General features: G+C 57.9%; 18 protein-coding genes. 11 read left to right on the top strand and 7 right to left on the bottom strand.

All coding sequences use genetic code 11. The annotated features are described in order from the left end of the window. Positions 1-37: 37 nt before the first annotated feature. On the bottom strand, positions 38-793 hold the full coding sequence (locus tag AC2FH8_RS03755; protein WP_281994504.1) for a 3-hydroxyacyl-CoA dehydrogenase: 756 nt from the start codon (positions 791-793) through the stop codon (positions 38-40). Between the two features lie 197 nt (positions 794-990). Here AC2FH8_RS03755 and AC2FH8_RS03750 point away from each other — a divergent pair, with 197 nt between their 5' ends. After that, positions 991-1,746, top strand: coding sequence for a hypothetical protein (locus AC2FH8_RS03750; RefSeq protein WP_496688329.1), 756 nt, complete (start codon positions 991-993; stop codon positions 1,744-1,746). 80 nt (positions 1,747-1,826) lie between these two features. On the opposite strand, the gene tyrS is transcribed toward AC2FH8_RS03750, so the two are convergent. After that, positions 1,827-3,074, bottom strand: a complete 1,248-nt coding sequence (gene tyrS, locus AC2FH8_RS03745) for a tyrosine--tRNA ligase (protein ID WP_142633369.1) — start codon at positions 3,072-3,074, stop codon at positions 1,827-1,829. A gap of 183 nt (positions 3,075-3,257) precedes the next feature. On the opposite strand from tyrS, the gene AC2FH8_RS03740 reads away from it, so the two are divergent. Continuing rightward, positions 3,258-4,382 (top strand): anhydro-N-acetylmuramic acid kinase, encoded by a 1,125-nt coding sequence (locus AC2FH8_RS03740; protein ID WP_496688326.1) that lies wholly within the window; start codon positions 3,258-3,260, stop codon positions 4,380-4,382. Here the strand turns inward: AC2FH8_RS03740 and AC2FH8_RS03735 are convergent. Together AC2FH8_RS03735 and AC2FH8_RS03730 are read right to left on the bottom strand one after the other, a co-directional pair. Further along, positions 4,348-5,238, bottom strand: a complete 891-nt coding sequence (locus AC2FH8_RS03735; protein ID WP_271947459.1) for a fatty acid desaturase — start codon at positions 5,236-5,238, stop codon at positions 4,348-4,350. The genes AC2FH8_RS03740 and AC2FH8_RS03735 overlap by 35 nt on opposite strands. A 3-nt stretch (positions 5,239-5,241) precedes the next feature. Next, a complete protein-coding gene (locus tag AC2FH8_RS03730; RefSeq protein WP_271947457.1) occupies positions 5,242-5,661 on the bottom strand; it encodes a cupin domain-containing protein in 420 nt (139 codons plus the stop codon). Between the two features lie 85 nt (positions 5,662-5,746). On the opposite strand from AC2FH8_RS03730, the gene AC2FH8_RS03725 reads away from it, so the two are divergent. From AC2FH8_RS03725 to AC2FH8_RS03700, 6 genes are all read left to right on the top strand, one after another. After that, a complete protein-coding gene (locus tag AC2FH8_RS03725) occupies positions 5,747-7,165 on the top strand; it encodes a protein adenylyltransferase SelO (protein WP_496688662.1) in 1,419 nt (472 codons plus the stop codon). 127 nt (positions 7,166-7,292) lie between these two features. Further along, positions 7,293-7,997, top strand: coding sequence for an endonuclease/exonuclease/phosphatase family protein (locus tag AC2FH8_RS03720; RefSeq protein WP_142635102.1), 705 nt, complete (start codon positions 7,293-7,295; stop codon positions 7,995-7,997). A 73-nt stretch (positions 7,998-8,070) separates the two neighbouring features. Continuing rightward, entirely contained in the window at positions 8,071-8,484 is a 414-nt protein-coding gene (locus AC2FH8_RS03715; protein ID WP_142633379.1) for a Fur family transcriptional regulator, read from the top strand. A gap of 136 nt (positions 8,485-8,620) precedes the next feature. Next, complete coding sequence (locus AC2FH8_RS03710; protein WP_496688324.1) at positions 8,621-9,502, top strand: DMT family transporter; 882 nt, start codon at positions 8,621-8,623, stop codon at positions 9,500-9,502. Positions 9,503-9,626: 124 nt separating this feature from the next. Next, positions 9,627-10,904 (top strand): phosphopyruvate hydratase, encoded by a 1,278-nt coding sequence (gene eno, locus AC2FH8_RS03705; RefSeq protein WP_496688322.1) that lies wholly within the window; start codon positions 9,627-9,629, stop codon positions 10,902-10,904. Positions 10,905-11,176: 272 nt separating this feature from the next. Continuing rightward, on the top strand, positions 11,177-11,344 hold the full coding sequence (locus AC2FH8_RS03700) for a hypothetical protein (RefSeq protein WP_185956604.1): 168 nt from the start codon (positions 11,177-11,179) through the stop codon (positions 11,342-11,344). 52 nt (positions 11,345-11,396) lie between these two features. Here the strand turns inward: AC2FH8_RS03700 and AC2FH8_RS03695 are convergent, their stop codons facing one another. The 3 genes from AC2FH8_RS03695 to mazG all read right to left on the bottom strand — a co-directional run bounded on the left by AC2FH8_RS03695 (position 11,397) and on the right by mazG (position 13,705). Further along, positions 11,397-11,846 (bottom strand): GNAT family N-acetyltransferase, encoded by a 450-nt coding sequence (locus AC2FH8_RS03695; protein ID WP_142633385.1) that lies wholly within the window; start codon positions 11,844-11,846, stop codon positions 11,397-11,399. Beyond that, a complete protein-coding gene (locus AC2FH8_RS03690; protein ID WP_281994512.1) occupies positions 11,843-12,784 on the bottom strand; it encodes a nucleoside hydrolase in 942 nt (313 codons plus the stop codon). The genes AC2FH8_RS03695 and AC2FH8_RS03690 overlap by 4 nt, the downstream gene beginning before the upstream one ends. A 63-nt stretch (positions 12,785-12,847) precedes the next feature. Then, positions 12,848-13,705 carry a nucleoside triphosphate pyrophosphohydrolase gene (gene mazG, locus AC2FH8_RS03685; protein ID WP_281994995.1) on the bottom strand — a complete coding sequence of 286 codons (858 nt, stop codon included), beginning with the start codon at positions 13,703-13,705 and terminating at the stop codon, positions 12,848-12,850. A gap of 66 nt (positions 13,706-13,771) precedes the next feature. Here mazG and AC2FH8_RS03680 point away from each other — a divergent pair, with 66 nt between their 5' ends. From AC2FH8_RS03680 to speB (AC2FH8_RS03670), 3 genes are all read left to right on the top strand, one after another. Then, a complete protein-coding gene (locus tag AC2FH8_RS03680) occupies positions 13,772-14,935 on the top strand; it encodes a M20 aminoacylase family protein (RefSeq protein ID WP_142633389.1) in 1,164 nt (387 codons plus the stop codon). Positions 14,936-14,947: 12 nt separating this feature from the next. Then, positions 14,948-15,913: an agmatinase gene (speB, locus tag AC2FH8_RS03675; RefSeq protein ID WP_142633391.1), complete on the top strand. Its 966-nt coding sequence runs from the start codon at positions 14,948-14,950 to the stop codon at positions 15,911-15,913. A 63-nt stretch (positions 15,914-15,976) separates the two neighbouring features. Continuing rightward, positions 15,977-16,924, top strand: coding sequence for an agmatinase (gene speB, locus AC2FH8_RS03670; protein WP_496688319.1), 948 nt, complete (start codon positions 15,977-15,979; stop codon positions 16,922-16,924). Positions 16,925-16,954: the final 30 nt, after the last annotated feature.

The following is a 16,954-nucleotide window of genomic DNA, read 5'->3' as shown; positions in this document are numbered from 1 at the left end:
GAGCGAGCTGTTTTCATCGGTAGGTGATCAGCGACGCTCAGCGCATTCGCAGCGCGCCGTCGATACGGATGACCTCGCCGTTCAGGTAACCCATTTCGACGATGAACCCGGCCAGTCGCCCGTATTCGCGGGGGTCGCCAAGGCGCACAGGGTTGGGAACGTCAGAGGCCAGTTGTTGCTGCACCTCTTCGGGCAGACCGGCCAGCATCGGAGTCATAAAGATTCCGGGTGCGATGGTCATCACGCGGATACCGGACGCGGCTAGATCCCGTGCCACGGGCAGTGTCATACCCACCACACCGCCTTTCGAAGCGGCATAGGCAGCCTGACCCTTTTGCCCATCAAAGGCGGCAATTGAAGCCGTGTTGATGATAACCCCACGCGCGCCATCCGGTTCTGGGTCGTTCTTTGCCATTTCCGCGGCTGCAAGGCGTGAAACGTTGAATGTACCCACAAGGTTGATGTCGATCGTGCGCTGAAATGCATCAAGCGGGTGCGGGCCATCCCTGCCTACGGTTTTCATGCCAACCGCGATTCCGGCGCAATTCACTGCCGCGTTGATCGCTCCCATCTTCTCGCGGGCATGGGCGATGGCCGCGGCCACGGATGTTTCATCGGTTACATCCGTCTGGGCGAAATGCCCGCCAATTTCTGTTGCGATCTGGCTGCCTCGGTCCGCATCCCGGTCCAGAATGGTTACCTGTGCATTGTTTTCTGCAAAAAAGCGGGCCGTTGCCTCACCCAGCCCCGAGGCGCCTCCGGTGACAATGGCTGCGGTGGTCGACAGGTGCATCTGGATCTCCTTCCAAAAGATATGAACATACGTTCATTTAATATCAGCAAAGGGACAGTGTCCATAGGGGGGCGTCGGGCAGGCGGCCCTTCCTCAAGGCTTTCTCAGGTCAGCTTCAGGCGTTCTTAATGTTGGGATCTCAAATCGACACTGAACGCAATCGAGCGTCTGGGTGGCGCATTTGAGGAGGACAAACTATGCGAATTGGAACCAAATCAGGGCTTTCCGCTTTGGTTGCCGCTCCGTTTCTGGGGATTATGGCGGCTGGAAGTGCGGCCGCTGCACCAGAGGTCTGCAACTGGAAAACGGCGCGGAATGCTGCAAACAGCGGCGATTATGCGACCATGTGTGAGTGCACGCAGGTAACCCCCAGCTTTCTGGAGCGCTTGCAGAAACGTGCGGATTTCGAAACCACATTGCGAAACACATCCGCTCAATGCCCGGGGTTGGCCGCCTTGTTGACCGACTTTCCGACAGCATCGATCGTAAGCGCGGCAAATGCGGGCGAAGATCGCAGTTCGGACCCAAGCCGTCCGGTCACGCCGGTTGGCGGCGGTGGAACTGGGTCCGACGGGGCGGGCGGTAACGGTCCCGGCAACGGCGGCGGCGATGATCCGGGTGGCGATAACCCGGGCGATGATCCGGGCAACGGTGGCGGGGATGATCCCGGTGACGACAACCCAGGTGATGATCCCGGCAATGGTGGTGGCGATGGCCCCGGCAAACCCGGAAATGGCAATGGTCCCGGCAAAGGGGGCAATGGTCCGGGTAAAGGCGGTAACGGCCCCGGAAATGGCAATGGAAACGCTGGGAACCCCGGCAATGGCGGGGGCAATAATGGCGGCTCTGGCCCCGGCACCGGAAACGGTGGAGGTAACAACGGCCACGGCGGAGGTCACGGTAATGGCGGCGGCGGCCATGGAAACGGCGGAGGCAAAGGGGGCAAGCGATAAGCCTGCAAGTGACGGATTTGCTCATGCAAAACAGAAACGGCCACCCAATTAGGTGGCCGTTTTTCTTTCAGAGGTCTTAGTTAACCCAACTGAACCAGCGCGTGCCGTTTCTTGCCGGCGCTTAGTTTGATTGGCGAGGACAAGGCGCCTGCGTCGATCATCAATCCCGCGTCTGTTAAAGAAGCGTCGTCCAGTTTGGCGCCGTTTTCTGCAATCAGGCGCTTGGCCTCTTTGCCAGATTTCGCCAGGCCAGACTGTACGATCAGTTGCACGATGGATATCGGCAAGTCTGCTTCGCCGACCGTTAGGGTCGGCAGATCGTCCCCGACGCCACCTTTTTCGAACACTTCGCGAGCGGTGGCCTCGGCGTTTGCCGCAGCCTCGGCCCCGTGCAGCAAGGAGGTGACCTCGTTTGCCAGGCGGATCTTGGCCTCGTTGATCTCGGACCCCTGCAATGCGCCAAGGCGGTCACACTCATCCACAGGCAGTTCGGTGTACAGCTTAAGGAACCGCCCAACATCCGCGTCGGTGGTGTTGCGCCAAAACTGCCAGAACTCATAGGGTGAGCGCATCTCGGCATTCAGCCAGACCGCACCGTCTTGCGATTTGCCCATCTTCTTGCCATCGCTGGTGGTCAGCAGGGGTGAGGTCAGGCCATAAATCTCGTTATCCAACACGCGACGGGTCAGGTCGATACCGTTGACGATATTGCCCCACTGATCGCTACCGCCAAGCTGTAGGACACAGCCATAGCGACGGTTCAGTTCAAGGAAGTCATAGGCCTGCAGGATCATGTAATTGAATTCGAGGAAGGACAGCGATTGCTCGCGGTCCAGCCGGGATTTCACCGATTCAAAGGCCAACATCCGGTTGACCGAGAAATGCCGGCCGATGTCGCGCAGGAAGTCGAGGTAATTTAGGTCGTCCAGCCACTCTTCGTTGTTCAGCATCAGTGCTGCGTTTTCTGCGCCGCTATCATAGTCGATATAGGCGGCAAACACCTTTCTGATGCCTGCGATATTGGCGTTGATCTGGTCCGGGCCCAGCAGGGGGCGCTCATCTGACCGGAAGGACGGATCGCCCACCTTCGTGGTGCCGCCGCCCATCAGGGTGATCGGCTTATGACCTGTTTTCTGGAACCAGCGAAGCATCATGATCTGGATCAGGCTGCCCACATGTAGGGACTTTGCCGTTGCATCAAACCCGATATACGCCGACTGACACCCGCTGATCAGCGCCTCGTCAAGGCCCTGATAATCGGTGCAGTCAGCCAGAAAGCCGCGCTCGATCATCGTGGCGATGAAATCCGATTTGGGGTGGTAGGTCATATCGTGCCCTTTGGGTTAATGTTGCGGGGCAGTGTATAGGCGGTGGGGCTGACAAGGAAAAGGCACCTTGTCCAAGAAAAACACGCGGCTTATGTGATCTGGCTTGCCTTGGGTTTGCGTTAACGTGCAGGTTGTGGACAACGCGACGACAGAACGGGCGCGAACAGGCGAAAGAGGGCTGGCGTGGGTCGGGCAATTAGCAAATCAGGCGTATTGACTGCATTGGGTGCAATGTCGGGGACCTCGCTGGATGGCGTGGACGCGGCGGTGATCAAAACGGACGGTTACAGAATTCTTGGCTTTGGGCCCACCGGATACCGCGCCTATTCAGATGCGGAGCGGAAAACGCTTCGTGCTGCATTGGGACAGTGGCATGGCCCCGGGGTGGATGCCGCGGCGGAATTGGTTACGCTTGCCCATGCCGAAATACTGGCGGACTTCGACAAGATTGATCTGATCGGGCTTCATGGTCAGACCCTAGCGCATGAACCAAGCGGGCGCGGCACGTTGCAGGTGGGTGACGGCGATGGCCTGACGCAGGCCTTGGGTGTCCCCGTCGTTTGGGATTTCCGCAGCGATGATGTGGCGATGGGGGGCGAGGGCGCTCCGCTTGCGCCCTTTTTCCACTTTGCCTGTGCCAAGTGGATTGAGGCCAACCAACCGCTTTGTTTTCTGAACCTGGGTGGGGTCGGGAACCTGACCTATGTAGATCCCAGGTTTGATGGCCCTGAAATACCAGGTGCGCTCTTGGCTTTTGACACCGGTCCGGCCAACGCACCGGTTGATGATCTGATGCAGGAACGTCTGGGTCTGCCCATGGATCGCGACGGCGCGGTTGCGCGCGGCGGTAGGGTCGAGGCCGGAGCACTTGAACTGTTTCTGGCAGAGCCTTTCTTTAACAGGATGCCGCCGAAATCGCTGGACCGGAACGACTTTGCCGAGATGATCCGCCTGGTTCAGGAATTATCAGATGCTGATGCAGTTGCCACGCTTACCGGCATGTGCGCGGCCGGAGTTGCGCAAGGGATCGAGCATTGCCCGGAGCCGCCGTCGCGTGTGTTGGTGACAGGAGGGGGACGGCATAACCCGGTCCTGATGGAGATGCTGCGCGTTTCGCTGGATTGTCCGGTGGAGCCGGTCGAAGCGGTTGGTCTGGATGGGGATATGCTGGAAGCACAGGCCTTTGCCTATCTTGCTGTCCGTGTCGCGCGCGGGCTGCCGACCTCTTGCCCCGGCACCACAGGGGTCAAGGCACTGGTCGGGGGCGGGATGGTCAGCGTTCCATCGAGCGAACGTAGTCTGACGTAAATTCTGAATACCCCTCAGAGGTCGATTTCAAATGTGCCTTGGTCCAGTCATGCAGCGTCGGCAGCTGGTGAAAGGGAACGTTTGGAAAGGCGTGGTGTTCGGCGTGATAGGGCATGTTCCAGGCCAGAAATCGGACCAATCGGTTGGTGAACGTAGTGCGCGAGTTTTCAAGCATATTCGCCACCGGCGGGCAGAGGCCGTGTTCCGCAAGCAGGTACAGCCGAAGAACGGGCTGTGCCACCAAGACCGGCAACAGCCATAAGCTGACCACCAAAGGAGACACCAGCAGGCTTGCCCCTGCAAGCGCGTAAATGGCCAGCAGGACACGGGCCTCAATCCGCATGGCCTTATGTTGGCGATGCGGCAAATAGGGCGCCTCGATCCGGCCCATTGCGTTACTGATCAGAACGCTCGTCATCCCAGACCAATAAGGCCAACCACTCAGAGAGATCAGCAGGCTGGGCCAGCTGTCGGGCCGCGGTTTGCCACCCAGCTCGGGGTCTTTGTCCGGGTGGTTGGTCCATTTGTGATGCGCAAGGTGGAAGTACCGAAACCAGGTAAAGGGCAGGGCGATTGGGATTGAGACAAGATGCCCAACCGCATCATTCATCCAGCCAGTCCGAAACGGCGTTTTGTGGGTGCATTCATGGCTGAGGGTGAACAGAAACACCAGCAGCACGCCTTGCGGCAGGATCAGCAGCGGCCAGAGCGGGATTTGCACGGCGATGCCTGTACTCGTTGCGCTCAGCACCAATAGATACAGCACCAAGTGCCTCAGACCCGCCGCGTCAGACCGCATCTGCAGCCGGTCTTTGGCCTCGGCCGGGAGTGATGCGATGAGGGCGCGGTGATCCATCGGTCAGCCTCGGGGGATGTCGAACCCTGGAGCGGCGAGTTCGAACCCGTCGAATTCAAACCCCGGGGACACGGTGCAAGAGACCAGCGTGTAGGCCCCCTTGCTGCGCGCGGCCTGCCAGTGATCCTTGGGCACGATCAGTTGTGGTGCGCCTTGCGACAGGTCCGGGGTCAGCATGTGGTCGGTCGCCGGGCCAGTTTCGGTTGCGCTGAGCGACAGCACCAAGGGTGACCCCGCGTGATACAGCCAGATCTCGGTCGCATCGACGCGGTGCCAATGGCTGGCCTCGCCCTGGGCCAGCAGAAAATAGATACAAGTCCCGGTGGCGCGGCCGTGGTTATCAGCGCGCCAGGTTTCACGGAACCAGCCGCCTTCGGGGTGGCGTTGCAGATTCAGATGTTGAATGATCTCTTGTGCGGTCATGGGGCCTCGGTCGTTTCAGGGCGATTATGCACGGGATTGGACGATCCGCTATGGTATTCGTCCCGATCAGGAATATGTTTGGAACATGACTCTGATGATCCCCTTCGACAACAGTTACGCCCGTTTGCCAAACAGCTTTTATGCGCGGCAAGCGCCGGTGCCGGTCCGTGCGCCTCGCTTGATTGCTTTCAACTCCGATCTTGCGCAGATTCTGAGAATCACGCCCGGCGAGGTGCATGAAATGGCCGAGGCCTTTTCCGGCAACACCCTGCCAGAAGGGGCAGAACCGATTGCACAGCTCTATTCAGGGCATCAGTTCGGGAATTATAACCCCCAGCTTGGGGACGGGCGCGCGGTTTTGCTGGGCGAGACAGTTGGGACGGATGGCGTCCGACGGGATATCCAGTTGAAGGGATCAGGCCCGACGCCGTTTTCCCGACAGGGTGACGGACGTGCATGGCTGGGTCCAGTGCTGCGCGAGTATGTGGTGTCCGAGGCGATGCACGCGCTGGGCATCCCGACCACAAGGGCGCTGGCCGCCGTTGAGACTGGCGAGGCCATTTTTCGAGAAGGTCCAATGCCTGGTGCGATCCTGACCCGTGTCGCACAAAGCCACCTGCGCGTAGGTAGCTTTCAGATCTTCGCCGCGCGTGGACAGTTGGACAGTCTGCGTCGACTGACAGATTATGCCATCCAGCGCCATTACCCGCAGGCCGACGGCCCGATGGGTCTTTTGCGCGCTGTTGTCGACGCACAATCGCAGTTGATTGCCGCATGGATGAGTGTGGGATTCATCCATGGGGTGATGAACACTGACAACTGCTCGATCTCAGGCGAAACCATTGATTACGGCCCTTGCGCCTTCATGGATAACTATCATCCCAATACCGTCTACAGCTCGATCGACCGCATGGGTCGCTATGCCTATTCCAACCAGCCCGAAATCGCCGTCTGGAATGCGGCGCAACTGGCGACCGCGCTGATCCAGCAGTTCGAGGATAAAGAGGCCGCCGTTGCTGAGGCTACCGAGATCGTCCATGCGATGCCCGACCTGATACAGCAACACTGGCTTACAAAGTTCCGGGCCAAGATCGGTCTTGTGACGCAGGAAGACGGCGATCTTGAGATGATCTCGGACTTGCTGAATTGCATGGCGCAGAACCAGGCGGATTTCACCAATACCTTCCGGGCGCTGGGCGGCGATCAGGCGCGGGATCAATTCACCGATCCGCAGGCCTTTGATCAATGGGCAGACGGTTGGCGGTCGCGGCTGTCTCGTGAAAAAAAACCTGCTGAGGTGATTAACAAGGCCAATCCGGCCTTTATCCCGCGCAACCACCGGGTCGAACAGATGATCCAGGCGGCGGTGCAGGGGGATTTTGACCCATTCCACCGGCTGAACAATGTGCTGTCCCGGCCCTATGAGGATCAACCCGGCGCTTTGGATCTGACACGGCCACCGGCACAGGATGAGGTTGTTCAGGCGACCTTCTGCGGTACATGAGTTCTTCACACCTGTTTTCGCAGTCAGCTACGTCGGTGTTTCGCCATGCGCTTGCTTTGGTGAAGCCGGCTTGCAATCAACGATGAGCAGCGCAATCCTGCGATCTCAAACGGACTTTCAGGAACCCATGTCTCAGACCGCAATCCTGCGCATCGCCAGCTATAATATTCAGAAATGTGTCGGACTGGATCTACGTCGACAGCCCCAGAGGATTCTTCAGGTCATCGAAAGCCTGCAGGCCGATATTGTCGTCTTGCAAGAGGCCGACAAACGATTGCCTCCGCGCCCTGCGGCCCTGCCGCATTTCATGCTGGACGAAGCGGGATGGCAGATCGTTGATTTGGGTGGGGCTGGCAGCTTGGGGTGGCATGGGAATGCAGTGATCTGGCGGGGTGATGCGATCCGTGTCCGGCAGACCGGGCATCACGAATTACCGGGGCTGGAACCGCGTGGGGCTGTCAGGGTCGAGTTTGACACACCAATCGGTCCGCTTCGGGTGATGGGCATGCATCTGGGGCTCTTGCCCGCCTCACGCCGTCAGCAAATCACCCACCTCAGACGGTGCGATGCGAATCTAGAGGATTTGCCAACTGTCTGGGCGGGGGATTTCAATGAATGGTCCCGACAGCCGGTTCTGGATCACCTGGCCCCGGATATGCACTTTCTTCCACCATTCCCCAGCTTTCCAGCGGCACAGCCGCTGGGCGCGCTGGATCGGATCGCGCTCGGCGCGGGGCTTGAGGCTGTTTTGCATGGCGTGCATTCGGTGCGACCCGCGCATATCGCCTCGGATCACTTGCCAATCTGGGCCGATCTACGCCTTGTAGCTTAGCCGGTAAATCCCCTGTAGCGCCGATCACGCATACGGTTTAATACAGAGAACCGAATATATGCCGAGGGTCCCTATGTCCGACACGATCATCGCCCGTTGCGAAGCCAAAGGCCTGCGTATGACAGGACAGCGCCGCACGATTGCACAGGTGCTGCAACAAAGCGATGATCATCCCGATGTCGAAGAGCTCTATTCGCGCGCCTCACAGGTTGATTCTGGTATTTCCATCGCCACCGTCTATCGGACCGTCAAACTGTTCGAAGAGGCCGGGATTCTAGAGCGTCTGGAATTCGGTGATGGTCGCGCGCGGTACGAGGATGCCGAACGGGACCATCATGATCACTTGATCGATATGCAGTCAGGTGAAGTCATCGAATTTGTAGACCCTGAGATCGAAGCGCTACAGGAAAAGATTGCAGCTAAGCTGGGCTACAAGCTGAAAGGGCACCGGCTGGAACTGTATGGCGTTCCGCTAGACCACGACTGATCCATCACAAAAAACGAACGGCCTGCGCACGGGAATTCATGATTCTCAGGCGGATATTGCTTGCCTGACCGCCCGGCATCGGCTTTTGCTTGGATATGACCGGCTGAACGCGCCGCAATATTCTACGGACAAAACTATGAACAACGTGAACGGCATTTTGCTGGTCGTCGGCGCAATGGCGGCCTTTGCACTTGAAGATATGTTCATCAAACACCTGTCGGTCACAGTGCCAACAGGACAGATCATGGTTCTTTTGGGCCTTTCCTGTGGTCTGGTCTTTGTTGGTATGGCGGTGTTCACCCGCAAACGCATCTTTGATGCTGCCGCGTGGCAGACTTTGCCCCTGATACGTGCGCTCTGCGAGGGGTTCGGGGCCGTGGCTTTTGTGACCGCGCTGTCTCTGGTCGATTTGTCAACGGTTGCCGCGGTGTTTCAGGCAATGCCTTTGGTCGTTACAATGGGGGCGGCGTTGTTCCTGGGCGAGCAGGTTGGATGGCGGCGATGGAGCGCAATCGGCGTTGGTTTCATCGGTGTTCTCTTGATCATCCGACCGGGGTTGGACGGGTTCCAGCCAGAAACCCTTTTCGTCGTGGCCAGCGTTGTGGCTATTGCCGCCCGCGATCTGATCACACGCAGGCTGGATGTGCGTGTGGCCTCGGCAGTAGTTGCGATGCAGGCCTATGGGGCGGTTACCATTGCCGGTTTTGTGCTGATCTCAATGGCCGGCCAGCCGGTCGTTGCACTGAACCAGGCGCAATTCGGGCCGTTCTTGGGCGCGATTGGATTTGGTGTTCTGGGGTATTACGGGATTGTCAGCGCAATGCGGATTGGCGATGCTTCGGCCCTGACCCCGTTCCGATACACCCGGCTGGTGTTTTCTATCGCGGCCGGAATGCTGATGTTCGGGGAACGCCCGGATATGATGACGGTTGCCGGTGCATCGCTGATCCTGGGGTCGGGGCTCTATACCTTCCTGCGCGAACGGCGTCTGGCGCGGTCACTGGCTGTCGCGGCCTGACGGATCGTCGCAGGTTTGCGCAAACAGGCTCTCAGATCAGTGTTAGCGATAACATGAGTGGTTTACTTTTTGCCCTATACTGATATGAGGCTGGCAACTGATTGCAGCCACAGGGACGGGCCTCATGAGCACCATCATCGACATCCATGCACGCGAAATTCTGGACAGCCGGGGCAACCCGACCGTCGAAGTGGACGTGATCCTGGAAGACGGCACCATGGGCCGTGCCGCCGTCCCGTCGGGTGCCTCGACCGGCGCCTATGAGGCGGTCGAAAAGCGTGATGGCGACAAATCGCGCTATATGGGCAAGGGCGTGCTCGAAGCGGTTGCCGCCGTAAATGGTGAGATCGCCGAAGAACTGGTTGGGTTCGACGCGACCGAGCAGGTAGCGATCGACCAGACTATGATCGAACTGGACGGCACCGAGAACAAAGGCCGTCTCGGCGCAAACGCCATTCTGGGGGTTTCGCTGGCAACGGCCAAGGCGGCAGCGGATTTCACCACGCAGCCGCTGTTCCGCTATGTCGGCGGCACCTCGGCCCGTATCCTGCCCGTGCCGATGATGAACATCATCAACGGTGGCGAACATGCTGACAACCCGATCGACATTCAGGAATTTATGATCATGCCGACCTCGGCCGCGAATATCCGCGACGCGGTGCGCATGGGGTCCGAGGTGTTCCACACTCTGAAGAAAGAGCTGTCGTCGGCAGGTCTGGCCACAGGTGTCGGCGACGAGGGCGGCTTTGCCCCCAACATCGCCAGTACGCGCGAGGCACTGGATTTCATTCTGAAATCCATCGAAAAGGCGGGCTACAAGCCCGGTGAGGAAATCCATCTGGCTTTGGACTGCGCCGCGACCGAGTATTACAAAGACGGCAAATACGTCCTGTCCGGTGAGGGCAAGAGCCTGACCTCGGAAGAAAATGCCGACTATCTGGCCGCTCTGGTCAACGACTATCCGATCATCTCAATCGAAGACGGTATGTCTGAGGATGACTGGGACGGCTGGAAGGCCCTGACCGACGCCATCGGCGACAAGGTGCAACTGGTGGGCGACGATCTGTTCGTCACCAACCCCACGCGACTGGCGGAAGGGATTGAACGCGGCTGCGCCAACTCGATGCTGGTCAAGGTGAACCAGATCGGATCGCTGACCGAGACGCTGCGCGCCGTCGATATGGCCCATCGCGCACGCTATACCAATGTGATGTCGCACCGCTCGGGCGAGACCGAAGATGCCACGATAGCCGATCTGGCAGTGGCCACGAATTGCGGTCAGATCAAAACCGGATCATTGGCGCGGTCAGATCGGTTAGCCAAGTATAATCAACTGATCCGTATCGAAGAATCTCTGGGTGAGATTGCCGAATACGCAGGGGCCTCAATCCTCAAGCGCTGAAAACTGTAAGCCTGAATTTTGATTGCCTGGCCTGTGGAAATGGGCCGGGTTTTTTGTGTTGGATTGTAGGTTTTGCCCATGTCTAAATCTCAAACCGGCACTTTAGCATGATTGGGTCAGAAGAAACTTGGGAGGTTATGAATAGTATTATCTAGATATATTAATGACTTATATAGGGGTCCTGCGCTAGCGATCCTTATGTGTGAACTTTTTCCTTTTTGTTCTGTAGTGCGCATTCGTATCATATTGAAATAACAGATAAGGGGAACACTATGAATGGTTCGAAACTTCTTCTGGTAGCGTCTGCACTCAGCACTGTATTTCTGGTTGCTTGCTCAGAGCCTGGAACATATCCGATCACCGGTACGGCAGTGTCCCCTGACGATCCGGTGGCAAACCTTGAAGCTCCGGTTTACATCCGTCGCGGTGAGGCCCGGTAGGGTCTGTCAATCTTTCGCGGGTGGTCTTGTTGTTCAGCCACACAGAAATGGATCAAAGGGTTTTGCTCATCAGCATATAGCGGTCACGAGGCTTGAAACCTGTGCGTAGATACAGTTTCTGTGCCGTCTCGTTTGTACGATCGACTTCAAGATGCAAGGCTGTGAGCCCCGCGCTCGCCAACGCCTTGGGCAAATCCAGCAAGACTTCAGACGCAATTCCGCGCCCTCGCACGGCAGGACGAATATAGATCTCATCCACGAATCCATCCATGCCGCCGAATTCAACCGACCACCCAAAGGTCAGGATGACATAGCCCAAGGGTGCGCGACCGGGGCCAATCAGGTAGATGCACCCAAAAGGTATTCCCTCGAGAAGAGGGGCAAGCGCATTGCGCGTCTGATCGGCATCCTGGGTAATGCCTTCTTCGGCGTGAAAGGCGGCGACCAGACCAACCAGACGTTCCAGATCCTCGGGGCGGGCAAGGCGAAGTGCGGCGCTCATAGTCGGGCCAGCCGATCCGTGAGCAGATCAAAAAACCCGCCAGCGTCAATTTCTCCGATGAACAGGGCGTTGGGTTTTCTGTCGGTAACACCCCACCAATCGGCAACAGTCATGCCCAGGGTCAGCTCTGATTGGGTCTCGACCTCGACATTCACCAGCCGCCCGGTAAACAGTTCGGGCTTGATAAGATAGGCTGTCACGCAAGGGTCGTGTAGCGGAGCACCTTCCGAGCCGTATTTGTTCTTGTCGAACCGTTCAAAGAAATCGGTCATCTCGGCCACCGCGACACCGGCCTTGTTTCCAATTCTACGGAAGGCATCGTTGCGCGTCTTGGTCACCAGAGCTTTATGCGTGACATCAAGCGACATCACCACAATGGGACGTCCAGATTTGAACACAATATCAGCGGCTTCTGGATCGACGTAAATGTTAAATTCGGCGGTTGGGGTGATGTTTCCAACTTCGAAATATGCCCCTCCCATCAAAACGATCTCTTGAACCCGGTCAACGATGTCAGGCGCTTTGCGGAACGCTGTGGCGATGTTGGTCAATGGCCCAAGGGGACAGAGCGTAACGGAGCCTGGTTCATGCGCGAGCAACGTGTCGATGATGAAATCGACGGCATGTCCTTCGGACAGCGGCATCTGCGGATCCGGCAGAACCGGCCCATCCAAGCCAGTTTTGCCATGCACATGCTCCGCAGTGATCAGGGGGCGCTCTAACGGGCGGTCGCATCCGGCATAGACGGGGGTCTGGGTATGGCCAGCCAGTTCGCAGACAATACGCGCGTTTTTGGCTGTCAGCTCTAAGGGTACGTTGCCAGCGACTGCGGTAATGCCCAAAACCTCAATTTCGTCGGGGCTGGCAAGCGCCAGCAGAATGGCGACGGCGTCGTCCTGTCCCGGATCGGTGTCTATAATGATTTTGCGAGCGGGCATGATCGTCTCCGGAGGTCGTGAAGGTGGGACACTCGCAAGTGTCCGAGAGCTTGTCTAGCGGTTTTACGTTCCGGCCTCGGCCTTTGCCGGCGGGAGTTTGCCATTGGCCCGATGTTCCTCGATCTTCACCTCGTCCCAAAGCGCGTCCATCTCTTCCAGCGTGCTTTCCGTTGGGGTTTTCCCCCGTGCAGCCAGGCGCGACTCGACCTGTTCGAACCGGCGGGTGAACTTGGCGTTGGTCCGACGCAGGGCGGTCTCGGGCTCGACCCCAAGATGGCGGCCCAGATTGACCATAACGAATAGTAGATCGCCGAACTCATCCTCTAACGCATCCGCATCCATGCGGTCGCGTGCCTCTTCGAGCTCGGCAGCCTCTTCGGTAATCTTGGCCAGCACATGGCTGGCATCGGGCCAGTCGAATCCAACACGGGCGGCACGTTTCTGCAATTTGAGAGCACGCAGCAGGGCGGGTAGGTTGGCGGCGACACCGTCCAACGCGCCTTGTTGTTCTTTACCAGCACGTTCGGCTGCTTTGATGGCTTCCCAGTCCAGTGTTTGCTGCTCTGCCGATTTGTCGCGGGATTCGTCGCCAAAGACATGCGGGTGCCGGGCGACCATCTTGTCCGACATGGTGCGCACCACGTCCTGAAAGGTGAAATGCCCGGCTTCTTCGGCCATTTGTGCATGAAAGACAGACTGGAACAGCAGATCCCCAAGTTCGCCCTTCAGCTCATCATAAGCCTCACGTTCGATGGCATCAGCGACCTCATAAGCCTCTTCGATCGTATAAGGAGCGACCGTGCCGAAATCCTGCTCAATATCCCATGGGCAGCCAGTTTGAGGGTCGCGCAGTCGGCGCATGATCTCTAACAAGCGTTCGATGCCAGCATCGCTGTCAAGGATCAGAGGATTTTCGGCCATTGCGAACCCTTTCGTTCCGGTGTCAGATGCATCCATTCCGCAGTCACGATCAGGAGTCCACCCCAGATGCCCGTCGTCAACCGAATTGCCGATTTCTCTGCCGATATGGCCGCATGGCGCCAGCATCTGCATACGATCCCCGAGCTTGCATTCGAATGCCACGAAACCGCGGCCTTTGTCGCTGATCGACTCCGTGAGTTCGATGTGGATGAGGTGCACCAAGGGATCGCCACTACTGGGATCGTTGCGATCATCAATGGCCAGGGTGAGGGGCCGACGATAGGTCTGCGCGCTGATATGGACGCTTTGCCTATCCCCGAGGAAACAGGGGTCGCGTACCAATCAACCAAGCCCGGAAACATGCATGCCTGCGGTCATGACGGGCACACCACGATGTTGTTGGGCGCGGCGCGCTATTTGGCGGAAACCCGAAATTTCCGTGGACGCGTGGCGCTGATCTTTCAACCGGCCGAAGAAGAGGGTGGTGGCGCGGGCGTCATGGTCGAAGAGGGGATCATGGACCGGTTCGACATTTCCCAAATCTATGCATTGCACAATGCGCCTGGAATTCCCGAAGGATCCTTTCAGACAACCCCCGGGCCGATCATGGCTGCTGTTGATACGTTCGAAGTTCACATTCAGGGCCTTGGTGGCCATGGTGCCATGCCGCATGAAACCCGGGATCCGGTGATGGCGGCCTGCGGTATCGCCCAGGCGATTCAGACCATCGTCAGTCGTAACAACTATGCTTTGGACAGTCTGGTGATCTCGGTCACGCAAATCCATACCGGCACCGTGAACAACGTGATCCCCGATACCGCCTTTATCAACGGCACTGTGCGCACTTTTGATCCGACTGTGCAGAAAATGGTGATGGAGCGGATGGAACAGATCGTACAAGGACAAGCCCAATCCTATGGTGTCGAAGCGCGGCTGGACTATGAGGTCAACTATCCTGCAACAATCAATGACGCCGACAAGACTGGTTTTGCCGCAGAAATCGCGCGTGATGTTGCCGGTGCAGATCGCGTGATGACCAATGTCGACGCGATGATGGGGGCCGAGGATTTTTCATACATGCTGCAGTCGCGCCCCGGCGCTTACCTGTTTCTGGGGCAAGGCGAGGGGGCCGGACTGCATCATCCGAAATACAACTTCAACGACGACATCGCGCCGGTTGGGGCGTCTTTCTTTGCGCGGATCGTCGAAAAGGCCCAGCCTTTGGGCTGACAGGAGAAAGACATGGCACTGGAAGATTCAAAGAATTTCGTCGACGAGGCGTTTACCAATCCTGAACTGAAAGGCGTCTCGTACGAGAATACTTTCGGGGGGGCGATGTCATTTTTGCGCCGCTTGTATACCAAGGATCTGACCGGGATTGATATCGCCGTAACCGGCGTGCCATTTGATCAGGCGGTGACGAACCGTCCCGGTACGCGTCTTGGGCCACGCGCCATCCGCGAGGCCAGCACGTTGCAATCCCCGGATGAGCCTTATGGCTGGCCGTTTGATGCGCTAAGCGAATTGGCAATCGTGGATTATGGGGACATGGCTTATGACTACGCCAATATACCTGCCTTTCCGGACACATTGACGGACCACATTCGCACAATTCTCAACGCTGACGTGGCCTCGGTGACGCTTGGTGGGGACCACTATATCAGCTTTCCGATCCTGAAGGCCTATGCCGAGAAATACGGGCCGATGTCCTTGCTGCAATTTGATGCGCATACGGATACGTGGGCTGACGACGACATGTCTCGCGTGGATCATGGGACCATGTTCTACAAGGCGGTCAAATCAGGGATTGTGGACCCCAAGCGCTCGGTTCAGGTGGGTATTCGTACGACGAACGAAGATACTTTGGGGGTCAACATCATTGACGCTCGGGAGGTGTACGAGTCCGGTCCCGCCGCCGTGGCGCAAAAGATCAAAGGCATTCTTGGTGACAACCCGGTTTACCTGAGCTTCGATATCGACGGTCTGGACCCGGCCTTTGCGCCTGGCACGGGAACGCCGGTCTGGGGTGGACTGAGTTCGATTCAGGCCCAGATCATCCTGCGCGACATTGCTGGGATCAACATCAAAGGCGGGGACGTGGTCGAGGTTTCGCCTCCCTATGACACCTCAGGTGCGACAGCGATTGCAGGCGCACATGTGGCGACGCAAATCATTTGCCTGCTGGGATGGAACAAGCTGAAGCCTTAACCTTTGGTTAGCCATCTTTCCGGTATCAGGTTAGCAGCAGGGCAGGACGGAAGACAAAACGGCATGACACAATTCAACCAACCAATCAGCGGTAACGATCTGGCGCGTTTTTCCGGCCCAAACACGTTTATGCGCCTGCCGCAGGCGGATACGTTGGCCGGATTGGATGTGGCCGTAATAGGCATACCGATGGACATTGGCACCTCTTGGCGGTCGGGGACACGGTTCGGACCGAAACAGATCCGCAGCGAAAGTGCGATGCTGCGGCCTTACAATATGGCCACCTTTGCGGCCCCCTTCGACAGCCTGCAAATCGCCGACATCGGCGATCTGGCAATCAACACCTTTTCGCTGTCCGACAGTCTGAGGATCATCAAGGAAAGCTATGACGCGATTCTGGCGCAGGGTGTGACACCTGTGGCGATGGGGGGCGATCACTCGATCACCTTGCCGATCCTTCGGGCGATAGCCGCGAAACACGGGCCTGTGGCGCTGGTCCATGTGGATGCCCATGCGGATGTAAATGATGAGATGTTTGGCGAAAAGGAAACCCATGGCACCGTTTTCCGGCGTGCCTATGAAGAAGGGCTGATCGTGCCGGAAAAAACCTTTCAGATCGGCATCCGAGGCTCTGGCTATGCGGCATCGGACTTTACCGAGGCCAAAGGGTGGGGCTTTCGCCAATACCCCGCATGGGAGCTTTGGCAGCAGAACCTGACGGTCATGGGCGCGCAGATACGCAATGAGATCGGGGATCATCCGGTCTATATCACCTATGACATTGACAGTCTGGACCCGTCTTTCGCCCCCGGAACCGGCACGCCCGAGATCGCCGGGTTAACCACACCGCAGGCGCTGCAACTGATCCATGCCCTGGGCGGGACAAATGTGGTTGGGTGTGATCTGGTCGAGGTTTCTCCGCCGTACGATCCCTCTGGCAATACGGCGCTGACCGCTGCCAATCTGCTGTTTGAACTGCTGTGCATATTGCCAGGCGTGACGTCACGGTAGGGATCATGGCAGTCTCTTGTTTGCTATGCG

Source organism: Ruegeria sp. CDSC025, assembly GCF_059610805.1.
This window is presented reverse-complemented; position numbering and strand designations above follow the sequence as displayed.

Bases quoted from the DNA above. Each gene is read 5' to 3' on its own strand.
- AC2FH8_RS03690 (WP_281994512.1), bottom strand. From the start codon at position 12,784: ATGCCCGCTCGCAAAATCATTATAGACACCGATCCGGGACAGGACGAC.
- tyrS (WP_142633369.1), bottom strand. From the start codon at position 3,074: ATGACCTACCACCCCAAATCGGATTTCATCGCCACGATGATCGAGCGC.
- AC2FH8_RS03720 (WP_142635102.1), top strand. From the start codon at position 7,293: ATGTCTCAGACCGCAATCCTGCGCATCGCCAGCTATAATATTCAGAAA.
- AC2FH8_RS03755 (WP_281994504.1), bottom strand. From the start codon at position 793: ATGCACCTGTCGACCACCGCAGCCATTGTCACCGGAGGCGCCTCGGGG.
- AC2FH8_RS03730 (WP_271947457.1), bottom strand. From the start codon at position 5,661: ATGACCGCACAAGAGATCATTCAACATCTGAATCTGCAACGCCACCCC.
- AC2FH8_RS03680 (WP_142633389.1), top strand. From the start codon at position 13,772: ATGCCCGTCGTCAACCGAATTGCCGATTTCTCTGCCGATATGGCCGCA.
- AC2FH8_RS03710 (WP_496688324.1), top strand. From the start codon at position 8,621: ATGAACAACGTGAACGGCATTTTGCTGGTCGTCGGCGCAATGGCGGCC.
- AC2FH8_RS03700 (WP_185956604.1), top strand. From the start codon at position 11,177: ATGAATGGTTCGAAACTTCTTCTGGTAGCGTCTGCACTCAGCACTGTA.
- AC2FH8_RS03735 (WP_271947459.1), bottom strand. From the start codon at position 5,238: ATGGATCACCGCGCCCTCATCGCATCACTCCCGGCCGAGGCCAAAGAC.
- AC2FH8_RS03715 (WP_142633379.1), top strand. From the start codon at position 8,071: ATGTCCGACACGATCATCGCCCGTTGCGAAGCCAAAGGCCTGCGTATG.
- AC2FH8_RS03695 (WP_142633385.1), bottom strand. From the start codon at position 11,846: ATGAGCGCCGCACTTCGCCTTGCCCGCCCCGAGGATCTGGAACGTCTG.
- AC2FH8_RS03750 (WP_496688329.1), top strand. From the start codon at position 991: ATGCGAATTGGAACCAAATCAGGGCTTTCCGCTTTGGTTGCCGCTCCG.
- eno (WP_496688322.1), top strand. From the start codon at position 9,627: ATGAGCACCATCATCGACATCCATGCACGCGAAATTCTGGACAGCCGG.
- speB (WP_496688319.1), top strand. From the start codon at position 15,977: ATGACACAATTCAACCAACCAATCAGCGGTAACGATCTGGCGCGTTTT.
- speB (WP_142633391.1), top strand. From the start codon at position 14,948: ATGGCACTGGAAGATTCAAAGAATTTCGTCGACGAGGCGTTTACCAAT.
- AC2FH8_RS03725 (WP_496688662.1), top strand. From the start codon at position 5,747: ATGACTCTGATGATCCCCTTCGACAACAGTTACGCCCGTTTGCCAAAC.
- mazG (WP_281994995.1), bottom strand. From the start codon at position 13,705: ATGGCCGAAAATCCTCTGATCCTTGACAGCGATGCTGGCATCGAACGC.